Genomic DNA, 21,719 nt, shown 5'->3' with positions numbered 1-21,719 from the left:
TGTCGTCTTTTCCTGCCATCGAAGTTCGCGAGCACCGCCATTAAGGGCGGCTCGTTAACATCTGGCAACGCTTTGGATAATGATAGAGGGGCGGGTTACTAGACCACATATGACGAAAGGCGTAAAGCTACACAGCAAATGGCTTAGACCCTTTACTCGCTATTACAATTAGCAACGTGCCCAACAGATAACGCCATGAAGACGATCGCAATCTCCATCCTGCTGTCTACCCTTATCGCCTCGCCGTCCTTGGCCGTCGAGTACCACACCATCAGAAGCTCGACGGGACAAACGATATTCGAAGCACGCTTTTTCGATCCGGGAGACGGGCCCTTCGATATCGACGATGGCACACCTCAATCTTCTTCGTGGGCTTGGCGACCGGAGTTGAAACCCGAAATAGTTAATGGGCTGATCTATTGGGCAGAGGTCATACAATCGAAAGCAGTGGACGGAAATCCGACCATAATAAATATCGGTACGGACGACGAGCCGGACAACGCTTTTGGCGGGTCGCCGCTCGCCAACGGCGGCTTGGGACCGCGGACGCTATTGCAGCACAGCCTGCAAGGTCTGGACATAGACCCCGGTGATCTGAATGCTGGTTCTCACGGCGTTTTCGGCTTGGGTGACGCCACCTATCTCCCGTCTCGGCTCACGCAAATTCCGCTGTCTGGCCACGACGATCTATTTTCCACAACCATCCACGAACTCGCGCACGGCTTGGGCGCCACCAGCGGGGCCGAAGACTCTGCCGGAGCATTTACGCCCCGGTTTGGCACTATTTTGGCCGGCTGGGGCCCCTTGATGGTAGATGACAATGGCAACCCTGCCCGCCCAGGCCAAGCCGTCTGGTGCACTGGCTGTAATAACCAAGCCGACGCTGCCCCATTTGACGTAATGAGCGACCAAGGCCTGCTGGTGGGGCGCAACATTTCCGAGGTACTCGACGGAGGCCTTCCTGGCGTTCCTATCAAAATGCGCTACGAGATTGGTGACTACACGGCTGTAGATGACAACAATATGAGCCACATCGAGCTCAAAAACAGCGTCATGAGCCACCAGAATTATCGCAACTACAAAGTCTTCATGGAGGCGGAACTGGCTGTGCTGCAAGACTTGGGCTACACAATTGATCGCCGTAATTTCTTTGGGCGCTCGGTCTATGGCAGCGGTTTGGACATTCTGAATAATGACGGGTTTTTCGCGCGTGATGGCGAAGGCAGCCAATACCTGCATGGGCAGTACAACAAATCGTCTCTGGGGTTGGGGCTTCACGTTTACGGCAGCCATAATCGCGTGCGGCAAGCAGCCGATTTACTGGCTGCGGGCGCCGGAGGCGCAGGGATACGGGTGGATGGCGAGGGCAACACTATTGTTATTGAGCCCGGGACGAGAGTGCATGCAAATGGGCAGGACGGCCAAGGCGTCATGTTCACTTACGGCAGGAACCACGTGCTCGTTCACCGCGGCGACGTGGAGGCTTTGGGCGCAAGAGGCGTTGGGCTACGCTTTGATTTTGGTTCGAATGGACTCGGAGACGCCAAAGAGTATCGCGGATCGTATATACGTACGCTTAGCGGTGTCCCCGCCGCATTGCTGCCCGAACTTGACGGGCCGCTTGCCGACCTGGCGGACATTACCGGCAGAGTAGCAGGACGCGAAGCGGCCATTTACATTTCCGACAATGCTTACGTCGGCAGCATCAATATCATGCGGGGCGCCAAACTCGAGGGCGACATCGTTTCTGACTACGCGCAAACCGATGGGGCGGGCGACCGGCGCCTGACCACCATCTCTTTCGGGCAACGCGCCGATAAGCAGGGGCGGGCCACCGGCGTCGCGGATCCGGGCTTCAAGCTTGCACATGTCGGCAGCATCCGGGGCAAGGAGAATCTGACCTTGTCTTTCGACGGCGGTGAAACCAGCTTGAATGGCACGCACCAAGTCTATGGCGCGCTGCTCAACCCTGGTGCAAAGCTCTCAGGAAATTCCACCTTCGACATGACAGCAGGCAGTCTGTTCACTAACCACGGCACGCTGGCACCCGGTAACTCCATTGGGACCATCACCGTTAACGGCGATTACATGCAAACGTCTTCCGGACGGTTGATGATAGAGTTCGCTGCCAATGGGGATCACGATGTTTTCGCCGTAACCGGTAACGCCGCTCTTGCTGGCGCACTGACGCTTGCGCCAATGGCGGACTGGTACAGCAGCGCGTGGTCCACAGCGACGAATGACGTGGTTCAAGCCGTTGCACAAACTGGTGGCTTCGATAGCGTAACCCTCGCACGAACTTCACCAACGATAGGTTTCAGTGCTGTGCCGCTGGGCGGACACCGCTACATATTGGCAAGCAGTCGCTCCGAGAATGCGTACAGCCAGTATGGCCAGGACGCGAATGGGTGGGCCGCCGGTCAGGCGCTGCAGCGGCTTGCAGATCATGGACCGGTAGCCGCACAGTCTTTCTTCCGGGCGCTGGACTTCTCGGCACTAAATGGCAGTGAAGTCACCCAGGCCTTGAGTCTAGTGTCGCCGGCGAGCTACAGCGCTGGCCTTGCAGCATCGCTGCAGCGCGAGCGCGACGCAATGAGTACAGCGCTGCTAGGTTTCGGCCAGGCTGTGCGCACTGGCGGCTCAGCATGGAAAGGATACGCCGTCGCGTTTGGCGGTAAGGGCAAGCAAGACGCCCGCAGTTCCACCGTGGGTTACGATGCCGCTACTTATGGCCTGGTCATCGGCAGCGGCCGGCGCCTGGGTAGCCGATCGGATACATCCATGGCCCTCCATCTGGATATCGCCGATCAGTCCGTAAATCTGAAGTCCCCGCAGTGGGGCAAGGGCAAAAGCACCGCCTTCGGTGTCGGAGCACACCTGCAATACCAAGCTAATGAATTCGCTGGCCCGTACGCCTATGGAGGCATTCGATTCGGCATAGAGCAAGGCTCCATGGACCGCACAGTGGCGGTCGGCGACTACTACGCAGCCCACTCCGCTGACTGGACTGGCCATAGCATGTCGGCACATACCGGCCTGGGCTATCGCTGGCGTCTAAGTCCGGCCTGGTCGGCAGGCCCCTTCATGTCATTTAACTATGCCAACGTCTTCCGTCCTGGCGTGAATGAGTCAGGTCCCCCTGCCACCCGCCTGCATCTGGATAGTCAGCGGATGGACGCGCTGCGCTCCAGCATTGGCATGGACGGCAGCATGACGGTCCCATCCCGGCATGGCAAAGTGACGGCCCATGTTCGAATTGGCTGGGAGCATGAGTGGATGGGGCGCGATGTAACGCAGAACGCGGCGTTTGCGGTATGGCCTGCAGCCTCTTTCGAGACTACCAACGCCGTACTGCCCCGCAATAGCGCGAGTTTGCGTGCAGGGCTGAATTGGCAGCGCAGCGCCCGCTACACCGTAGGCGCCGAGCTTGGTGGTCTATGGGGCAGTGGGTACAAGGCGCTGCAAGGTCAGTTGTCGATGCGCTGGACTTTCTGAACGTTGCCTACTCGCCCTCAGCGCTCAAGCGCCTCCAGCAGCTGATCGACATTTTCCTGCAGGCTGTTTAGTCCGGCACCATCCAGCATGTACCAGTTATACGGGTCCAAATACACGATACGTCCATTTTTACCGGCAGCCGTCTTTTCCACCTGCGCATCGTCCAGCAGTTGTTTTGCTGACAACGCGTTGCGGCCTAAGCTGGCATCGCGGTCTATCACGTAAATCCAGTCGGGGTTAAGCGCTTGCAGCGATCCCGCGGTTAAGGCCACGCCTTTGCCGGCCGGGAAGACCGTCATGGCGGGCACGACACCAAAATCATTGAACAAGACACCAAACCGTGAATCAGGACCTTGCGAAATCAATTTGCCGCCTGTCGTAAAGACCAGCAATCCCTTGCCCGCCTTTGCCGTTTTGGTCTGTAATCTTTTCACCGAGGTGTTCAGCCTTTCAAGCAAGGGCTCGGCCACATCCTGCTTGCCATACAGCGACGCCAACGTACGGGTCCTTTGCATGACGCTGTCCACCAGGTTCCGCTGATCAAAAGCCAAGTTGATGGACGGCGCAATCTCGGCCACTGCGGGATAGGCTTTTGTCGACCGTCGACCTGCAATGATCAGGTCCGGTTCAAGGGCGCGTATCGCATCCAGATCAGGTTCGAACATTGAGCCGACTTTGGTGACGCTATCTGGACCGTAATGCGAAAGCGCCCCCGAGAAGCGTCCACCCGGAACCCCTGCAACCGGCACTTTCAGTGCATTCATGACGTCCAGCAATGCCAGGTCAAGCACCACAGTTTTCTGTGGATTGGTCCGCACGTCCGTCTGACCACCTGCATGCGTGACCGACACTGTGGCTGCTTGAGCAACAAGCGCTGTTGCGGCAGACACAAGCGTCGCCGCTACGATGATCTTCAGCTTTTGTCTGAAAGGCCCAAATACACGTTTACTGTTCACACTCTGCCCCGTACCCATGCCAGCCAGATGCCGGCATAACGAAGCGCAATTTACCATTAATTGCGTATGATTATCATTCACCCCCCCCCGCTTTCAGAGCAGGCCCCGGCAATTGGTCATTCCCGGCACTCTGGACGGGACCTACCCTGTTCTTTTTCCGCGCGTGCCAAGCAGGCCGCGAGGGCCAGACAGGCAAAAATAGTCACGGCATAGTCGGTCGTAAGCCGATCCATCAGCATGCCAAAGAACGGCGCCCCCGCAGTTTGACCGATAGCTATAGTCAGAAAGCCGATCGTCAGGCCTGTGGCGGGCCGATCGGGTAGTGCCATGACTCCCCAGATCAAATAGACGCCGGTAAGCATAATGTAGGCAGCACCAAATAGAATGCCACCGCACAGTGCCAGGGCGGTTGTGCCGCCGACACCGACCAGAAGGACACCCGCCGCCATTGTCGTCAGAAAGATGCGATGGATCCGGTCAAGTCCATATCGAGCAGTTAGAGTCCCTGCGCCCGCACCCACGATACCGGCGGCCCCAATACCCATCCAGAGTAGCCCCACGGCTGTGCTGTTCCAGGCGTCTCGAGCCGTAACGAGCTGCCCTCCAAAGGACCAGACCGCCGTGCTGGCGGAGCCCATCAGGAAAGAGGCAAACATCAGCCGCCTGAGCACACCGTTGAATGGTGGAATGCCGCCTTTACTTTTCGTGGTGCTCCTGATGTTCGCCGGTATGCTGAACGCTGCGGCTAATGCGAGGCCAACAGCGGCGGCGGCAAAGCCGGCGTACGCAAGGCGCCATTGATCTCCCATCATCAGTGCCACGGGCCCCGAAAGCACCACGCCGGCGCCTGTCCCTGCATTAATAGCCGTATTGGTGGCACCCTGTCGGCTCGACCGCACGACTACGGACACAGCAGCGGCCATGGGGGGCGAAGCCAAGCCGGTGCTTGATCCAGCCAGCATGACCGCGACCGCAAGCCATGTTGCTGAAGGTGCTGAGGCGATACCAGCCATGCCGCCCGCCGCGACCAGTGCCGCACCGACGGCAACTGGGCGGGCACCAACCCGTTCTGTGAGATAGGCCGACAGAACAATAGCGATGCAGTATCCCAGGAAAGCTCCAGCCGAGATCACGCCGCTGAGGGTGGAAGACAGGCTCAGCTCCGCGTCGATCTGCGGCAAAAACAGCCCGAAAGCGAATCGGGCAAATCCGTAGCAGACCGCGATCAGGGTGAATCCCGTTGCGCCCAGGCACAGGCTTGGGGTCATAATTGTGGCCGCTCAACACGTGCCGTAGCCGCAAAGTCGCAGATATCACTCCACATTGCCCACACTCATGCCCGTCCAGTGCGCAGCAAACGCCCACATGTCCGCTGTCTCCTGTATCGCCTTATCAGTCGGCTTGCCGGCACCGTGACCGGCACGCGTTTCGACGCGCAACAGGTGTGGTCGAGCGCCAAGATCGCAGGCCTGTAGCGTGGCAACATACTTGAAAGAATGGGCCGGAACGACGCGATCGTCGGCGTCGGCCGTGGTGACCAGGATGGCCGGATAGCGGGTACCGGACCGGATATTGTGCAAGGGCGAGTAAGCGAGAAGGTTCCGAAAATCTGCCTCGACATCCGGACGCCCAAACTCCTGTGTCCAAAGCTGCCCACCGGTGTAGCGCTCGAACCGCAGCATGTCCAGGACGCCGACACTGGCAATAGCTGCCGCGAACAGGTCGGGCCGCTGATTGACGACCGCTCCGATCAACAGCCCGCCGTTGGATTCGCCCTGAATGGCCAGCCCGTCCGGCGATGTAATGCCTTCGCGCTTCAGGAATTCGCCGGCGGTGATGAAGTCATCGAAGGAGTTCTGCTTCTTCTGTCCGCGCCCGGCATCGTGCCAAGCCTTTCCGTATTCTCCGCCACCACGAATGTTCGCGACGGCGTAGACGCCGCCTTGCTCGACCCATGCCATTGCGGCAGGCGAGTAGAAGGGAACCATGGAAATGCCAAAACCGCCATAGGCCGTGAGCATGGTTGGCGCGGGAGCCGACACATCGGCGCGTCGGACGATAAAGATCGGCACCCGCGTGCCGTCCCTGGACGCGTAGAAGCGCTGCTCCACCAAAATATTGCCCAGGTCGGTCGCCACCTTCGGCTCCGCCCAGGGTGTTCTAAAATTGGTAGCAACGTCGTAGCGATAGATGCTGGCAGGCACGTCGTGGCTGGTAAAAACAAAGAAGGCCTCATCATCGTTCGGCCGACCGTGGAAAGCGCCGGCACTACCGACCCCGGGCAACTCGACGACGCCGTCCGGCTTTCCGTCGATCTTGTAGCGCTCGACCTCGGTCTTTGCGTCGTGCATGTAAGAGACAATGAGACGATTACCTATGAGCGCAGCGAACTTCAGTACCCTATCGTGTCGCTCCGCGATAAGCTCTGCGAACACCGCCACGGGCCCGGCCAAGTCTGTCGTCACGACCCTGCCGCGCTCTGCGCCTTGCTGCGTCGACAGGAAGAATTTTGTGCCGATATTTCCAGCAAGCAGCCAAGCGTGGTCGAAGGTATCGACCATGGTCTTGATGGGCCAGCCGGGATTGCTCAGATCGGCTATCGCCAATGCGTTGCCTCCCGTTAGGGCTGTAGAGTAGATAACAGCGTATCGTCCATCTGCAGTGACCTCGACCGTATGGATCAGCGGTACCTCTGCTTCCGATGCATAAACAAGCCGGTCTTCGGCCTGCTCCGTTCCAAGCTTGTGGAAGTAGACCGCATGCCCGAGAACCGGCGCCACGAATGCGGCGTCCGATTCCGGCTCGGGATTGCGCGAGTAGAAAAAGCCCGAGCTATCCTTCGCCCAAGCGATACTCGTGAAGCGCGCCCGCTTGATCTCGTCGTTCAGGATCGTGCCACTGTCGACTTCAAGAACGCGGATCCGGCGCCAGTCCGTGCCACCTTCCTGGATTGCATAGGCCAGATAGGAACCGTCTTTCGACGGCGCCCATTCGGCCAGAGCGATGGTGCCATCTGCCGACCATGCCTTCGGATCGATGACAACACGATCCAAGCCATACACACCCTCGCGGAGGACCAGGACGGCTTGATTTTCAAGCCCAGAATTTCGCGTAAAGAAGTAGCGCTCACCTCGCTTTTCCGGCGTGGTCAGGCGCTCGTGATCGAACAGCGCAGTGAGGCGTACCCGAAAGACATCCCGTCCTGGCAGCCCGGCCAAATAGGAAGCGGATATTCCATTTTGCGCATCGACCCAGTCGGAAACAGCGGGGTCGCGGCGAATATCGTTCTCCAACCAACGATAGGGGTCGGCGACTTTCTGGCCGAAATATACGTCGGCTACATCTACTTGAACTGTTTGTGGATAGATCATTGAGGGCTACGGCTACGGCGGCAACGGAATGAACTCTTCATCATCCGCATCGGGCAGCTTCATCCTTCCCGCCCTCCAGTCAGATGCCGCCTGCTCGAGCCGGTCTTTCGATGAAGACACGAAGTTCCAGTAAAGAAACCGTTCTCCAACTGGCTCTCCGCCAAGAACCATAACTGCGGAGCGTTCCAGGGCCCGCAAGCTCGAAGCGGTGGCGTCAAGCACCAGCATCCTGCCAGCCTCGTAACGGCTACCTTCGAACTCCACCGCACCGGTCGCGATGTAGATCGCGCGTTCCTTGTGTCCACCTGGAATCTCGGCGGTCGCGCCAGGCGCCATGTCCAGATGGGCATAGAAAAGCGGCGAATGCGTTTCAACGCCGGCCGTCAGACCGTAGGCGCTGCCAGCGATTAGCTGTCCGTTCACACCAGCATCGCTCCATGTCGGCAGTTCGCTTGCTGAGTGATGAGAGAAGGACGGCGCGATTTCCTCCAGTTCAGTCGGTAGGGCGACCCAAGCCTGGATGCCATGCAGCTGATCTCCCTGCGTCCGTGCGCGCTCGAAACGTTCGCTATGCGTGATGCCGCGTCCAGCGGTCATCCAGTTCACTTCCTGCGGCCGGACCACCTGCTCGTAGCCGAGGCTGTCACGATGCATGATCTCGCCGGAGAACAGGTAGGTCACCGTTGCAAGACCGATATGCGGATGGGGCCGAATGTCCATGCTCCGATCGACGCCAGGCGCCAGATCGAGTGGCCCCATATGGTCGAAAAAGATGAACGGACCAACCATGCGCCGCTTTGCAAACGGCAGCACACGGCCAACTTCCATGCCGCCACCCAGGTTGCGACGCCGCTGTTCAATAACTTCGATCATGACGTCAGCCTGCGCTACTTGGTACCGGCGTGTTAAGCAGTTGCTGTTCCCACAGGTAGGCGATGCCGCTGCCAGCGGCATGCTGCTTCAGGATTTCGGTCAGCTCGGCAACATGCTCGAGCCGCGCCCAGTCGCGCTGCCATTCGGCGGCCACAGCCAGCCACGTCATCACGTTGGCACCGGCGGCAATCATGCGCTGGATGGCGACTTCGTGGGCCTCGACCGAAACACCGCCCGAGGCATCGGTCACCACCGTGACATCCCAGCCTTCGCCCAGCGCCTGGATTGCCGGCAAGGCAACGCATACCTCGGTCCAGAGCCCTGCAATAATCAATTGCTTGCGGCCCGTCGCCTTGACGGCGTCCACGACCTTCTTATCTTCCCAGGTATTGATGAAAGTCCGGTCGATCACCTCTTGGCCGGGGAACACGTCGGTGATCTGGGGGAAGATCACACCGCCTCGTTCAGCGATGACGCTGGTCAGGATAGTTGGCACGCCGAACGCTTTGGCGGACTTGGCCAAAGCGGTCGAATTGTTGACGACTGTCTGCGGATCGTGGCTGTTCAGGTTCGTGAGCTGGTAAGGCTGGTGGTCGATCAAAACGAGTACGGAGTCTTCGGGACGAAGAAGCGAATTGAGGCCATTACGAAAGGTCATGGTATTTCCTTTAATGGAGTTATGAGGCTGGGTTGTGTTCACTACGTGACCTGGCCGCCGTCAACGTTCAGGATGGCGCCGGTGATGTGCTTCGCGGCGGGGCTCGCGAAAAACGCCACTGCGGCCGCCACGTCTTCAGGTTCGCCAAAACGACCGAGCGGCGTGAGTGAACGCTGCCAGTCGGCGAATTCGCCATTGGCGGGGTTCGACTCGGTGTTCGTCGATCCCGGCTGTATCAGGTTTACCGTGACGTCTCGCGGCCCAAGCTCACGCGCGAGCCCCCGGGTAAATGACTGCAGTGCCGACTTCGTCATGTAGTAGACCGAGCCGGGCTCACCGCCGATACGATCGGCACCCGCCGACCCGATAGTGATGACGCGTCCGCCGGCCTGCAGGTGAGGTATGGCGGACTGCGCCGCCAGGATAGGGGCGCGCACGTTCACCTGTAGCATGGTGTCGATCTCATCGACGCTGATATCCGCGATGAGGTTGTATAGCGCTACGGCGGCATTATTCACAAGGATGTCGAGCCCGCCCAGCGTGCCAACCGCTACGGTGACCGAACGCTTTATGGCTGCGGGGTCGGCGTTGTCGGCCTGGATGGCGACGGCCTTGCGACCCTTTGCCTCGATCGCCTTGACGACCTCGGCGGCACGGTCGGCTGATCCTGCGTAAGTGATCGCCACGTCTGCACCTTTATCGGCCAGCCCCACAGCGATTGCCGCCCCGATCCCGCGCGATCCACCCGTGACGAGCGCCCGTTTTCCGATCAGATCTTTCATGTCTTGTTCTCCCGCCCTAGTGGGCATCCGTTAGCTTTGTAGCGATTTGAGCAACATGCCCCCGCGATGGGTTGAATCACGCTGTTGCCTGATGGTGGTATCACTATCTCGGAAATGACTATCCAATGATTGGACAGGCTTGCTGTTATGGAAGATTCATGCGATCCAGACGCCACGTCCGATGCCGCAGCACGCGACCATACCTACGTCCCATGAAAGCAGGCCTGTCCAATCCACGGGCGGCTGCTTTCGGTCACTATCGACGCGAGCATGCCCTATGGGAGATATAAGGTGACCGACACAAAATTCATGAAAACACGCTACGGATTTCGACAGCTTGGTGACGTTGAAGTCTTCTACCGTGAAGCAGGGCCAAGCGATGCACCGGTAATCCTGCTATTGCACGGCTTCCCATCTGCCAGCCATATGTTTCGCGACTTGATTCCGCTGCTGGCCGACCGTTTTCGGCTCATCGCACCGGACCTGCCCGGTTTTGGGCAAACCAAGTCGCCCCCACGCAGAACCTTCAACTACACCTTCGATGGCATTGCCGATGTGATCGAGGCTTTTACCGATGCCATGTTGCTCGACCGATACGCACTCTATATCTTTGACTATGGTGCGCCAGTAGGGCTCCGTCTGGCGACCCGTCATCCCGAGCGGGTGTCTGCCATCATTTCCCAGAATGGCAATGCCTATGTCGAGGGCTTCAGCGACAAATGGGGGCCCTGGGAAGCCTATTGGCGCGACCCCAGCGCAGCAAACCGGGAAGCCTGTCGACCATCGCTTGCTCCGGATACGATCCGCAACTGGCAATATGGCACCGGGGCCAACCCGCGGCGCTTGTCGCCCGACGGCTACGAGCTGGACATCGCTTACATGGCTCGACCGGGCGCGCAAGATATCCAGCTGGATCTAATTCTGGACTACCGCAGCAACGTCGAGCTCTATCCTTCCTTCCAGTCATACTTTCGCGAATATCGCCCGCCGTTGCTTGCTGTGTGGGGGCGCCATGATCCAGCGTTTCTGCCTGCCGGCGCTTATGCTTATCAGCGAGATCTTCCAGATGCGCAGATCCATTTGCTGGACACCGGCCATTTCGCGCTGGAGACACATGCACAAGAGATAGCCACGTTAATCCGCGCCTTCCTTTGCCGCACTGATTAGTTCAGGCAGCCCATCCAGGCCATTGACAATAGCGTGCGGCGCGGCACCCAGCTCTTCGAATGTGTTGTTATGCCGGTTAACCCAGCACACCGTGAAGCCAAAGTGACGCGCACCCGATGCATCCCATGCATTGGAGGACACAAAAAGAATCTGCTGGGGCAATAGCCCAAGCGCCTGGGAGGCGAGCGCATAGACCCGCGGGTCCGGCTTGAAAACTCCGACCCGCTCTACGCTGATCAGATGCGCAAAATGCTTCTGCAGCCCCGAGTTCTTGACGACACTATCAATTGAGAAAACCGATCCGTTTGAGAGGATCGCCAACGGTAATCCCAAGCCATTCAATTGCTGCAAGGTAGCAGGCACTTCGGGATACGGCGTCAGCTTCAGATAAGCATCACACAGTCGGGCGCAAGCCGCCTGATCGAGCTTAAGGTTCAGGTGCCGACAAGTGTAGACAAGCGCATCACGGGTGGCTTGCTCGAATGAAACATACTGTCCCATCAAGCTGCGCAACCAGGTATATTCCAGTTGCTTCTGCCGCCACATGGTGCTGATGTGGCTACCTTGGCCGGGATACACAGCATCGCACTGCTGAACGACCGAGTGGACGTCGTAAAGCGTGCCGTAAAGATCAAAGACAATAGCTTTAGTATTCGACATTAAATATTCCTTCAAAGAATCAGCGGCGCGCCTATTCTTTGGGGACGGGACCCCGCATCGACGCCACTTCGTCCGCCTTAACGGCACCAGGGTAATCATTACCGAAATGAGTGCGGATATAACCCACTACTGCGGCAATTTCCTCGTCCGCGAGTATTCCGTTGAACCACGGCATTGCACCCTGGCCGTTCAGCACAACATAGATCGGGTAGCCGGGTGCGATAAGTCTTGGGTTCTCCGCCAGTGCCGGGTAACGCCCCGCGCCTTCCGCACCCTTACCGCCCACCATATGGCAGGCCATGCAATATTGACGATAAACATCTTCCCCGGTAAGTGCCGGCGGATCACCCGCAGCCTGGACGCCGTCCATCCATACAAGACAGGTCAGGCCAACGATCAACGAGCGAAAGAAAGTCGTGAATGCTTGTTTCATGATCAAGCCTCCTGTGCACGTTGATGAAGCTGGGTAATCGCATCAAGCGAAGATAACAGCGCACCTTCCATCCAGCCCGGCATATACGAGACGTGATCACCCGCCAGCGCGATACGGCCATCCAGTGTTGCAAGCGTCTTGTAATGCATCTGGCGCTTATCTTCCGTCCAGCGCGCCCGGCACCCCAGCATCCAGGGAACACGATGCCAGGCCACCGATGCGCCACTAAGATACTCTTTGCGGTATTGAGGATGAATCTTTTCTCCCTGACTTAATGCCGCTTCAATACGCTCTTCTGGCGTCATGCGCGTCAGATTCAGACTGCCCTTCACGCCTGTTGTATAAGCCGACAGCAAGACAGCCGGCCCATCAGACATAAAACGATCACTCGGATACGAGATGAGTTCGATTTCCTGATTGGTGACCGACGTACCCCCATAAATGGCGTCGTCCTCTTCCCAGAAACGACGGCGAAATTCCAGGGCAACCTTGGTATACGAGCTATAAGGCACGGCGCGGATGGCTGACAGCATCGCCTGAGATGCCTGCACCGGCATCTGTCCCAGAACCGTCAGCGGTAATGTGCAAATACACCAGTCTGCGCTGACCTGTGTTGCCTTGCCATCCTGGGTGTCCTCATAGGTGACGCTAACTTGCCTTTCAGTCTGATCAATACGAGTCACGCGGGCGTTATAGCGAACAGGCAAATCCGGCAGGGCTCGCATGAAACCCCGGCTGATCTGGTCCATTCCTCCGACCGGCTGGAACATCGTTGGCTGCGCGTTGTAAACGAGCTGTGAGTTCAACCGCTGCCATACGGTAGGATGCAAGAGATCGTGCAGATCCAGAAGCGGCCCGGGCGTCGGCGGGCCCACCCGGCCACCACCTGGCATTTGATCGTAGCCGCGGCGCACCGCCGTGTGCAGGCTGGAACGATAGCGGTAATCCGCATCAAGCAGCCCCCAGCCTTGCAGGGCTTGCAGCAACTGGTCGCGCTCATCGGCCCCCATCGGCAAATCCATCTGGTTTTCGTTGACAGCCTTGGCCAGCAATTCGGTCAGATTGCCTTGCATATCCGACCACACTTCCCGGAGACGCTGCGGCTTGCCGCCGAAAGCCTCTGTGCTGTGCAGATAAGCGTTGTGGTTGAACTGATTGAAGGCTTCCAGTGGGACGCCCAGTGCTTTGCAATAATGCAGTACGGCTCGATGATGATGAGGAATACGCCAAGGGCCCGGGTTGAAATAGTTGCCTTCGGCAAACGCAATTTTTTGCGTGGCACCACCCAGTTCCGTATAAACGTCGCCGTTACGCAGGGTCCAGTTTCGTCCTCCTGGACGATTCTGATACTCTAGTATTTCGACCTCATAGCCGCTCTTGCGTAATTCGTAGGCGGCCAATAGTCCGGCCAACCCTGCCCCAAGAATCAGCACCCGGGCACCGGGCTTGGCGGGGGACAAGACGGGAGGGCCAGGAAATGGCGACTCCTGTGCATGCCCCAGTGCCGTCATGGCGTGATACATGGCTGTGGCACCGGCCGTCAGGCCAATCGCTTTTAATAGTTCTCGACGCGTTAGTGACGTGCTTATCGGCATGCTGGCTATTCCCCCGGTTATACAAGGTAGACGACACCCTGACTAGCCGCAGCCTAGCAGAGTGTCCTCGACAAAGCCAGGGACCGCCCACGCGGCTCATTCGGGCTAACATTACCGCTTATGGCTACAACACCTTTGCCCCTACTTGTAGAAGAACTCAGCTCCGAAGCCTTCGCTCCTTACGGGACGGTATGGGGACGGCCATATGGCGACGACAAGCCAGCCTTCACGGCCCCTGCAACCGATTTTTGGCATCAAGATTTTTTCGATTGCGGCGATCAAGGCGAGCCCGAAGTACTGTGGGTCAACTATCGAAAGAACGACAGAATCGTCAGCTCGCTGGAAGTGCACTGGCTAACGGAACAAGCCATCGTCCCCTTAGGTTCCCATGGGGTGATCCACATCGTTGCCTTAACCGACGCATCCGGTCCCCGGCCGGATCTTGCCACCTTGAAGGCATTTCACATCCCCCCAGGTAAAGGCATCTCTATGCACACGGGCTGTTGGCACGCGACGCAAGTTGCCGACGGCCAAGTAAGCTGCTTGATGCTCACGCGCGGATCGACAACTGCCGAACTGGTTGCGTACCTTGAACAGGGTGCACCAGCGATCGAAAGCGCAATGCACACCCTGCCTCAAACGTATTTGCTGCAGATCTGAATCGATCACTCCACCGTCACGCTCTTGGCCAAATTCCTTGGCTTATCAACATCGGTGCCGCGCGCGACCGCCGTGTGATACGCCAGCAACTGCAGCGGTATCGTGTGCAGAATAGGCGAGAGCTTGCCGTAGTTTTCAGGCATGCGAATCACATGTATGCCGTCACTATTGACGATCTTGGTGTCGGCGTCGGCAAACACATATAGCTCGCCCCCGCGCGCATGCACCTCCTGCATATTGGATTTCAGCTTCTCCAACAACTCGTCATGCGGCGCAATGGTGACCACGGGCATAGCCTCTGTCACCAGGGCCAGCGGGCCGTGCTTCAGTTCGCCGGCCGGGTAGGCCTCGGCGTGGATATAACTGATTTCCTTCAGCTTCAAGGCGCCTTCCAGCGCAATCGGATAATGCATGCCGCGGCCCAGGAACAGCGCGTGTTCCTTGCTGGCGTAGCGATCTGCCCAGGCCATGATCTGTGGCTCCAGCGCCAGCACGGCGGCGATTGCGACCGGCAAGTGGCGCAGCGACTTCAGCATGTCGGCCTCGCGCTCCTCGCTAAGCTTGCCCTTCACTTGCGCCAATGCCATGGTCAACAGGAAAAGCGCCGTCAGCTGCGTCGTGAATGCTTTGGTCGACGCGACACCGATCTCGACGCCGGCACGCGTGATGTAATTCAGCTTGCACTCGCGCACCATGGCACTGGTCGCCACGTTGCAGATCGTGAGCGTGTGCTGCATGCCCAGGCCACGCGCGTGCTTCAGGGCTGCCAGCGTATCTGCGGTTTCGCCGGATTGCGAGATCGTCACGACCAGGGTGCGCGGATTGGGCACACTGTCGCGATAGCGATATTCGCTGGCGATTTCCACGTTTACTGGAATCTTGGCGATGGACTCTATCCAGTAGCGCGCGGTCAGTCCCGCGTAATAACTGGTGCCGCAAGCCAGGATCAACACATTATCGATCTCTTTGAAGACCTTGTAGGCGCCGTCACCAAACAGCTCAGGCGTGATGCTTTCGATGTCTTGCAGCGTGTCGCTGACCGCCCGGGGTTGTTCGAAGATTTCCTTTTGCATGTAGTGGCGATAGGGGCCAAGTTCCGCAGCACCCGTGTGCACATGTACGGTATGCACTTCTCTTTCCACGGGTCTGCCATCCATGTCAACCACCCAGATACGCCCCAACTGTAGGTCGACCACGTCGCCATCTTCCAAATAAACGATCTGGTCGGTGGTGCCGGCCAGGGCCAGGGCGTCGGATGCCAGGAAATTCTCGTTGACGCCGCGGCCCACCACCAGGGGCGAGCCATGCCTTGCGCCGACTACGCGGTGGGGCTCGTCGCCACAAAATACGGCGATGGCGTAGGCTCCGGTGAGCCGGCGCGTGGCCTGCTGCACAGCTTCAAAAAGGTCGCCGGCATACAAATGGTCGACCAGGTGGGCCACGACCTCGGTATCGGTCTGGCTTTCAAAAACATAGCCGGCCGCCTGCAGCTCACTGCGCAAGTCATCGTGATTTTCGATAATGCCGTTATGCACCAGTGCGATGCGCGCGGAGCCTTTGCTTTGCCCCGAAAAATGCGGGTGCGCATTATGCGTGGCCGGCGCGCCGTGCGTGGCCCAGCGGGTGTGCGCGATACCGGTAAAACCGTCAATGGCGTCCTTTTCGACCTGAGCCTGCAACTCTGCAACGCGCTCGGTACTGCGGGCGCGGCGCAACTGACCATCGGCATGCACGGCAATACCGCAGGAGTCGTAACCGCGATACTCCAGGCGTTTGAGGCCCTCAAGAAGAATAGGGACGATATCCCGCTGCGCCACGGCGCCGACAATGCCACACATAGACTTGCTCCAATATTTGGTCTGATGTGCTATTGTGCGCAAGAATAGACGAAATAAGATTTCTTAATCTGCGCTTTTCCGCTCTATTATTTCTGTATCAAAACATCACGCAATATTCTTTCTTAAAAGTAGCAATCACGTAATTTATGGACAACATCCTGGCGCTGGACGACCTCGATCTGCGCATTCTTGAACAACTGCAAGCCAACAGCGCGCTGACGAACCAGGATTTGGCCGAACGCGTCCACGCCTCCGCCCCAACATGCTTGCGTCGGGTACGCCGCCTGACCGAGACCGGCGTCATCGAAAAGCAGGTGGCCATCCTGAGTCCCGAGAAGCTGGGCAGTCGGCTGACCGCCATCATCGAAATCACCCTGGATGTTCAAACAGCCGAACAGCTCGATGCGTTCGAGGCCGGCATCGTGACAGAGGCCGCCATCTTGCAGTGCTATCGGGTTACGCCCGGCCCTGACTTCATCCTTGTTGCGCAAGTGGCCGACATGCCGGCCTACCACGCCTTGGCACATCGAGCCTTTACCTCCAAGGCGAATGTACGCAATGTGCGCAGTTTCTTTTCGGTGCACCGCGCCAAGTTCGAGACGCGTATTCCGCTTAGCGACTAGGGGATTTGTTCAGAGCCCCGCGTATACGTTCAGATACCGTGCCCCCATGACGACAGCGTCATGTTCCTGGCGCACATAGTCGCGTGCAACCTCTATCATGCTGGCGCGCATCACGCGATCAGACAGCACGCGGTCCATCGCCATGGCCATGGCGACGTGATCGCCCACCGGGCACAATAGCCCGCGTCCGTCCGCAAGAATCTCGCTCAGCCCCCCGGTGTCGGTCGCGACGACGGGAACACCATACTGAAATGCATCCAATACGCTCGTGCCCAATGCTTCGTGACGCGAACTGAGCACGAAGCCATCCATCAGGCGGTATAGGTCTTCAATACCTTCCTGGAATCCGGTAAAGAGATACTGCTCTTCCAAGCCCAGTTCCCGCACCAGGGACCGCGCCTGCGATTCACTGTCGCCTCCCGCACCCAGGTGCAGAAAAACGAAGTCGTCCCGCCGGCGGCTTAGCTCGTGTACCGCCCGAATCAGTGTGCAGGGGTCCTTCTCTTTCGTCATGGCGGCCGCAGTGGCAAGCACCAGCCTGCCCCGCAGATTCCAGGCTTGCGAGAATGACTGCAAATGATCGGCATCCAAAGGGCGCGGCTGTATGGCGCTGGGAATCACCTGCGTGCTCACCCCCAGACGCTCAGGCTCTTGCGCCGCAGCCTGGCTGATGGCCACCATCAGGTCCACTTTGCGCCACTTCCAGGCGGTGCGCGCCTCGCGCTTGGCTGGGACGGGGAAAGCAGTGCGCCGTGTAAACACCACGGGCGCTGATAGATAAGGCTTCAGCAGCGCCAACCAGGTCAGCATATTGGCTGTTTGAGCGTGCAAGATGTCGTAAGCGCTGCGCTTGCGCAGCAAAAACGCCGCCACCCCCATTGCATTGCCGAACTCGTGTACGACAAAGCCAGCGGCGCGCGCGCGCAAAGCCAGTTCGCCACCGCGACGGGCCAGCAACGCGACTTCATGGCCGGCCGCTCGGAATTGCTCCATGCACAACAGGGTTTGCCTTTCTCCGCCACGCCATCCACGCTCGAAATTCAATTGCAGAATATTCATAGGGGCAGACTATAGGTCCAGATCGGGTACCGGGCTGCGATGCCGCGCTACGTTGATGCCCATGGCCACCAAAGCGCAAACAATCGAGGCAGACACCCCGATCACGGCGCCGTTGGCAGGACTGATGTTGAAGGCCACGGCAACCAGCGCCGTACCGAAACTCTGCCCGAAGACACGCGTTGTGGCCTGCATGCCCCCGGCCGCCCCGCTCCGATGCCGGGGCGCGCCCGCCAGCAGGGCCCGATTATTCGGGGTCTGGAAGAAACCGAAACCCACGCCGCCCAGCAGCATGAAACCCATCAGGGCAAAGAAGGCGGCCGTGGCGGGCAATAGCAGCAGGCCCAACATTCCAACGGCCATGCCGCCCGCGCCAATTCCGCAAAGCAGCGCTATCGAATACCGGCCCGACAATATGCCGGCCACCGGCGCCATGCCAGCCACACCCAGCGACCACGCACCCAGCAACACGCCAACTTCAGCGTACGAATACTGCAAGGTGTGGGTGAAATAGAAAGGCAACGCCACAAATGCCGACATCTGGGCGGCGAACGAGAACGCCGACGCGCCGACCGCATAAGCGATGGGTTTGATGCGCAGCAAGTCCACGGGAAAAACCGGCGCCACCTGGTCGCGAGAGCGGCGCAGCAGCACCCAAGCCGCCAACGCCGCCAGGATGAAACACAAGGCAGCCCTGGCCGGATCCTTGACGATCGCATCCAGGCCAATAATAGACAGGCCGAACAGGGGCACACTAAGCAGGCAACCTATCCAGTCGAAGCGACCGCGGTTACGGGGCACATCGGGAAAAAAACGCGCACCGAAGTAGGTGGCCAAGCCTATGGGTATGTTGACCAGGAACACCCACTGCCACGAGGCCAGCTCCAGGATAAAAGCCCCCACGGTGGGGCCCAGCACGGCCATCAAGCCCACGGTCATGGCATTGAGGCTTAGCCCCATGCCCAGCTTGTTCAGCGGATAAATATTGCGTACCAGGCCGCCGAACAAACACATCATCATGGCCGACCCCAGTCCTTGCGTCATGCGCGACAAGGTCAGCCAGGTCAGAGAGGTGGACGCCGCGGAAGAGAGCGACGCCAGCAGGAACAAGCCCATGCCCCATAGGAACATCCGCCTGAATCCGATGCGCTCGGCAACGGCAGACAGCGGCAGCAGCGAGACAACCACCGTCAGGTTATAGGCGATCACCACCCAAACGACCGCAGCCGGACGAATGCCCAGGGACTGTGCAATGGCCGGTAGCGCCACATTGACCATGCTGGAGTCCAGCACAGTAACGGTAATGGCCAGCAGCAGTGTCAGCGTCGCCCAGTGTCGCCGGGGCGCCTGCAGCCCATCTGCAGGCGCCCCGGATTTACGTGTGGAATCCTGAGCCCCCGGTGTCGTCATCAGGACTTCTTGACTGGCCGCTTCCAGTTCTCGATCGTCTTTTGCGTCGAACGGGACAGGGTCAACTGGCCGGCGGGCGCATCCCGGGACAAGGTCGTGCCCGCGCCCAGCGTAGCGCCCTTGCCCACGCGCACCGGCGCTACCAACTGGCTATCTGATCCGATGAACGCGTCGTCCTCAATAATGGTCTGGAACTTGTTGACGCCGTCGTAGTTGCAAGTGATGGTGCCCGCGCCGATGTTCACGCGCTCGCCTATCTGGGCATCGCCGATATAGGCCAGGTGATTGGCCTTGGAACCCTTGCCCAGCACGCTTTTCTTGATTTCAACGAAGTTGCCTACATGAGCATGCGGGCCGATGTCGGCGCCGGGCCGCAGCCGCGCATAAGGGCCGATGCGTGCCTGGTCCGCGACGCGCGCCTGTTCGACATGGCTGAAGGCCTCGACCTGGGTGCCGGGGCCGATGACGGCATCGGTAATGACGCAATGCGGGCCGATGCGTACGCCGTCGGCCAGCTCGACCCTGCCCTGAAACACGCAGCCCACATCAATAAAGACGTCGCGACCGCATTGCAGGCTGCCGCGCAAATCGAACCGGGCAGGATCGGCCAGCGTTACGCCTTGTTCGAGCAGGCGACGGGCCTGTTCGGCTTGCCAGTGGCGCTCCAGTTGCGCTTGCTGCACACGGCTGTTAACGCCCAAGGTCTCCCAGGGCTGCTCGGGGTGGGCGGCATGCACACCCACGCCGTCCTGGACCGCCAGGCCAACGATATCGGTCAGATAATATTCGCCCTGGGCGTTGTCATTGCGGATGCGTTGCAACCAGTCTTTAAGCTTGGCCGTAGGCGCAGCCAGGATGCCGGTGTTGACCTCCCTGATGGCGTGCTCTGCCTCGCTGGCGTCTTTATGCTCGACAATGCGCACGATATCGCCTTGCTGGTTACGCACTATGCGCCCGTAGCCAGTGGCATCGGCGAGCTCTTCGGTCAATACCGCCAGACCGCCGGCACGAGCCTCGAGCAAGCGCGCCAAGGTAGCTGACTGAACCAGCGGCACATCGCCATACAGCACCAGCGTAACGTCGTCCGCGTTCTGGTTTTCCACCAGCAGCGCGGCGGCCTGCTGCACGGCATGACCCGTACCCTGCTGCGGACTTTGCAAGGCAAACGCCAGGTCTTCCTGGGCCGAGAACGCCTCGCGTACTCGGTCCGCTCCGTGCCCAACCACCACCACAATGCGGTCCGGTTCGAGCAGGCGCGCATTGTCCAGCACATGAGCCAGCATGGGTTTGCCGGCCAGCGGATGCAGCACTTTGGGCAGATCGGATTGCATGCGCTTGCCCAGGCCGGCAGCGAGAATAACAACGTTCAACATAGCGTAAGAGGCGTGAGACAGGAAACGATCAGGATACCGCGAAACCGGCTATTTGGCGCCCGAGCCGCGGGTACTGGCGCGCTTGCGGGCCGCTGCCTTCTTGGTGGCCGTTTTGCGGGGGGCTGAACCTGTCGTTGACTTGCGGGCAGCTTTGCGCGGCGCGTCGCTTGATGCCGCGGAAGATTCGGCATTGTGCAAGGTGGCCGTGGTGGCAGCGGCCAGCGTGTCGAACTGCTTCTGCAGCATGTCCCACCACCCCTGTGCTGCGGCGGAAGCCTGCGCTGCAGCCGCATCGGCCGGGGCCGACGCGTCGGCTTCTTGCTGCGCTTCCGTCTGCGGTTTGCCGGCAGGCGGTTTAGCAGCCGGCGCCTCGCCTTCGGGATGAAGGCCCAACACGACGTCCAGCGGTGAGCGGCCTTCAGGGTGCTGGCCGGCCTGGGCCGCCGTCGACATGAATGATTTGAGGGTAGCGATAGTGGACCGCTGAACCTCCATCCCCTGTATGGTGCTGGATAGCATGGACAGGTTAAGTCGGAGCCAGTTTTCCACTGCCCTGAGGTCGGCAATTCGCCGATCGAGCTCTTCGAGCGACATGGGGGTGGCCATGGCCGCCTGCTCGAGCCCAGAGGTCGCTGCCAGCCCTTGCCATGCCTGACGCATCATTTCCATGCTGGCCATGATGGGGTTTTGCGCCATGTCGCCGCTTTGTCCAAAGCCTGGCAGCACAAAGGGATTAGGTTTTTGGGTAGCCATAACAACTCCTTGAAGG

At 59.3% G+C, this 21,719-nt stretch carries 18 protein-coding genes; 4 read left to right on the top strand and 14 right to left on the bottom strand.

Going from position 1 to position 21,719, the window contains the following annotated elements:
* Positions 1-195: 195 nt before the first annotated feature.
* A complete protein-coding gene (locus CKA81_RS15160; RefSeq protein ID WP_128356043.1) occupies positions 196-3,495 on the top strand; it encodes an autotransporter family protein in 3,300 nt (1,099 codons plus the stop codon).
* A 17-nt stretch (positions 3,496-3,512) separates the two neighbouring features.
* Here the strand turns inward: CKA81_RS15160 and CKA81_RS15155 are convergent, their stop codons facing one another.
* The 6 genes from CKA81_RS15155 to CKA81_RS15130 all read right to left on the bottom strand — a co-directional run bounded on the left by CKA81_RS15155 (position 3,513) and on the right by CKA81_RS15130 (position 10,135).
* Complete coding sequence (locus CKA81_RS15155; protein WP_164878420.1) at positions 3,513-4,451, bottom strand: siderophore ABC transporter substrate-binding protein; 939 nt, start codon at positions 4,449-4,451, stop codon at positions 3,513-3,515.
* A 116-nt stretch (positions 4,452-4,567) separates the two neighbouring features.
* A complete protein-coding gene (locus CKA81_RS15150) occupies positions 4,568-5,719 on the bottom strand; it encodes an MFS transporter (RefSeq protein ID WP_128356041.1) in 1,152 nt (383 codons plus the stop codon).
* Positions 5,720-5,764: 45 nt separating this feature from the next.
* Entirely contained in the window at positions 5,765-7,822 is a 2,058-nt protein-coding gene (locus tag CKA81_RS15145; RefSeq protein ID WP_128356040.1) for a prolyl oligopeptidase family serine peptidase, read from the bottom strand.
* A 12-nt stretch (positions 7,823-7,834) separates the two neighbouring features.
* Positions 7,835-8,695 (bottom strand): pirin family protein, encoded by an 861-nt coding sequence (locus CKA81_RS15140; protein ID WP_128356039.1) that lies wholly within the window; start codon positions 8,693-8,695, stop codon positions 7,835-7,837.
* 4 nt (positions 8,696-8,699) lie between these two features.
* The gene (locus tag CKA81_RS15135; RefSeq protein WP_128356038.1) at positions 8,700-9,353 is read right to left on the bottom strand and encodes a hydrolase; all 654 of its coding nucleotides are present in this window, start codon (positions 9,351-9,353) and stop codon (positions 8,700-8,702) included.
* 41 nt (positions 9,354-9,394) lie between these two features.
* Positions 9,395-10,135, bottom strand: a complete 741-nt coding sequence (locus CKA81_RS15130) for an SDR family NAD(P)-dependent oxidoreductase (RefSeq protein ID WP_128356037.1) — start codon at positions 10,133-10,135, stop codon at positions 9,395-9,397.
* 309 nt (positions 10,136-10,444) lie between these two features.
* Between CKA81_RS15130 and CKA81_RS15125 the strand changes: the two genes are divergently transcribed.
* Positions 10,445-11,302: an alpha/beta fold hydrolase gene (locus CKA81_RS15125; protein ID WP_128356851.1), complete on the top strand. Its 858-nt coding sequence runs from the start codon at positions 10,445-10,447 to the stop codon at positions 11,300-11,302.
* Here the strand turns inward: CKA81_RS15125 and CKA81_RS15120 are convergent.
* From CKA81_RS15120 to CKA81_RS15110, 3 genes are read right to left on the bottom strand one after another with little or no spacing between them, the layout of a single operon-like run.
* On the bottom strand, positions 11,270-11,962 hold the full coding sequence (locus tag CKA81_RS15120) for a haloacid dehalogenase type II (protein ID WP_128356036.1): 693 nt from the start codon (positions 11,960-11,962) through the stop codon (positions 11,270-11,272). The two genes, CKA81_RS15125 and CKA81_RS15120, sit on opposite strands and share 33 nt — an antisense overlap.
* Positions 11,963-11,993: 31 nt before the next feature.
* Positions 11,994-12,395: a c-type cytochrome gene (locus tag CKA81_RS15115; RefSeq protein ID WP_128356035.1), complete on the bottom strand. Its 402-nt coding sequence runs from the start codon at positions 12,393-12,395 to the stop codon at positions 11,994-11,996.
* A gap of 2 nt (positions 12,396-12,397) precedes the next feature.
* Positions 12,398-13,990 (bottom strand): flavin monoamine oxidase family protein, encoded by a 1,593-nt coding sequence (locus CKA81_RS15110; RefSeq protein ID WP_128356034.1) that lies wholly within the window; start codon positions 13,988-13,990, stop codon positions 12,398-12,400.
* A gap of 120 nt (positions 13,991-14,110) precedes the next feature.
* Here CKA81_RS15110 and CKA81_RS15105 point away from each other — a divergent pair, with 120 nt between their 5' ends.
* Positions 14,111-14,650, top strand: coding sequence for an ureidoglycolate lyase (locus CKA81_RS15105; protein ID WP_128356033.1), 540 nt, complete (start codon positions 14,111-14,113; stop codon positions 14,648-14,650).
* A 5-nt stretch (positions 14,651-14,655) separates the two neighbouring features.
* Here CKA81_RS15105 and glmS read toward each other — a convergent pair whose 3' ends face one another.
* Positions 14,656-16,488, bottom strand: coding sequence for a glutamine--fructose-6-phosphate transaminase (isomerizing) (gene glmS, locus CKA81_RS15100; RefSeq protein ID WP_128356032.1), 1,833 nt, complete (start codon positions 16,486-16,488; stop codon positions 14,656-14,658).
* 146 nt (positions 16,489-16,634) lie between these two features.
* On the opposite strand from glmS, the gene CKA81_RS15095 reads away from it, so the two are divergent.
* A complete protein-coding gene (locus CKA81_RS15095) occupies positions 16,635-17,111 on the top strand; it encodes an Lrp/AsnC family transcriptional regulator (protein WP_128356031.1) in 477 nt (158 codons plus the stop codon).
* A gap of 9 nt (positions 17,112-17,120) precedes the next feature.
* Here the strand turns inward: CKA81_RS15095 and CKA81_RS15090 are convergent, their stop codons facing one another.
* The 4 genes from CKA81_RS15090 to CKA81_RS15075 are packed head-to-tail and all read right to left on the bottom strand — an operon-like array spanning position 17,121 to position 21,703.
* Entirely contained in the window at positions 17,121-18,170 is a 1,050-nt protein-coding gene (locus CKA81_RS15090; protein ID WP_128356030.1) for a glycosyltransferase family 4 protein, read from the bottom strand.
* Between the two features lie 9 nt (positions 18,171-18,179).
* On the bottom strand, positions 18,180-19,577 hold the full coding sequence (locus CKA81_RS15085; RefSeq protein WP_128356029.1) for an MFS transporter: 1,398 nt from the start codon (positions 19,575-19,577) through the stop codon (positions 18,180-18,182).
* Entirely contained in the window at positions 19,577-20,950 is a 1,374-nt protein-coding gene (gene glmU / locus CKA81_RS15080) for a bifunctional UDP-N-acetylglucosamine diphosphorylase/glucosamine-1-phosphate N-acetyltransferase GlmU (protein WP_128356028.1), read from the bottom strand. Before glmU ends, CKA81_RS15085 begins: the two co-directional genes overlap by 1 nt.
* Positions 20,951-20,998: 48 nt before the next feature.
* Positions 20,999-21,703: a PhaM family polyhydroxyalkanoate granule multifunctional regulatory protein gene (locus tag CKA81_RS15075; protein ID WP_128356027.1), complete on the bottom strand. Its 705-nt coding sequence runs from the start codon at positions 21,701-21,703 to the stop codon at positions 20,999-21,001.
* Between the last annotated feature and the right edge of the window lie 16 nt (positions 21,704-21,719).

This window comes from Pollutimonas thiosulfatoxidans (genome assembly GCF_004022565.1).
Lineage (GTDB): Bacteria > Pseudomonadota > Gammaproteobacteria > Burkholderiales > Burkholderiaceae_B > Pusillimonas_D > Pusillimonas_D thiosulfatoxidans.
This window is presented reverse-complemented; position numbering and strand designations above follow the sequence as displayed.

Coding starts and splice junctions, on each gene's coding strand:
- CKA81_RS15085 (WP_128356029.1), bottom strand. CDS start 19,577: ATGACGACACCGGGGGCTCAGGATTCCACACGTAAATCCGGGGCGCCT.
- glmU (WP_128356028.1), bottom strand. CDS start 20,950: ATGTTGAACGTTGTTATTCTCGCTGCCGGCCTGGGCAAGCGCATGCAA.
- CKA81_RS15115 (WP_128356035.1), bottom strand. CDS start 12,395: ATGAAACAAGCATTCACGACTTTCTTTCGCTCGTTGATCGTTGGCCTG.
- CKA81_RS15130 (WP_128356037.1), bottom strand. CDS start 10,135: ATGAAAGATCTGATCGGAAAACGGGCGCTCGTCACGGGTGGATCGCGC.
- CKA81_RS15110 (WP_128356034.1), bottom strand. CDS start 13,990: ATGCCGATAAGCACGTCACTAACGCGTCGAGAACTATTAAAAGCGATT.
- CKA81_RS15160 (WP_128356043.1), top strand. CDS start 196: ATGAAGACGATCGCAATCTCCATCCTGCTGTCTACCCTTATCGCCTCG.
- CKA81_RS15105 (WP_128356033.1), top strand. CDS start 14,111: ATGGCTACAACACCTTTGCCCCTACTTGTAGAAGAACTCAGCTCCGAA.
- CKA81_RS15075 (WP_128356027.1), bottom strand. CDS start 21,703: ATGGCTACCCAAAAACCTAATCCCTTTGTGCTGCCAGGCTTTGGACAA.
- CKA81_RS15125 (WP_128356851.1), top strand. CDS start 10,445: ATGAAAACACGCTACGGATTTCGACAGCTTGGTGACGTTGAAGTCTTC.
- CKA81_RS15090 (WP_128356030.1), bottom strand. CDS start 18,170: ATGAATATTCTGCAATTGAATTTCGAGCGTGGATGGCGTGGCGGAGAA.
- glmS (WP_128356032.1), bottom strand. CDS start 16,488: ATGTGTGGCATTGTCGGCGCCGTGGCGCAGCGGGATATCGTCCCTATT.
- CKA81_RS15140 (WP_128356039.1), bottom strand. CDS start 8,695: ATGATCGAAGTTATTGAACAGCGGCGTCGCAACCTGGGTGGCGGCATG.
- CKA81_RS15120 (WP_128356036.1), bottom strand. CDS start 11,962: ATGTCGAATACTAAAGCTATTGTCTTTGATCTTTACGGCACGCTTTAC.
- CKA81_RS15145 (WP_128356040.1), bottom strand. CDS start 7,822: ATGATCTATCCACAAACAGTTCAAGTAGATGTAGCCGACGTATATTTC.
- CKA81_RS15150 (WP_128356041.1), bottom strand. CDS start 5,719: ATGACCCCAAGCCTGTGCCTGGGCGCAACGGGATTCACCCTGATCGCG.
- CKA81_RS15095 (WP_128356031.1), top strand. CDS start 16,635: ATGGACAACATCCTGGCGCTGGACGACCTCGATCTGCGCATTCTTGAA.
- CKA81_RS15135 (WP_128356038.1), bottom strand. CDS start 9,353: ATGACCTTTCGTAATGGCCTCAATTCGCTTCTTCGTCCCGAAGACTCC.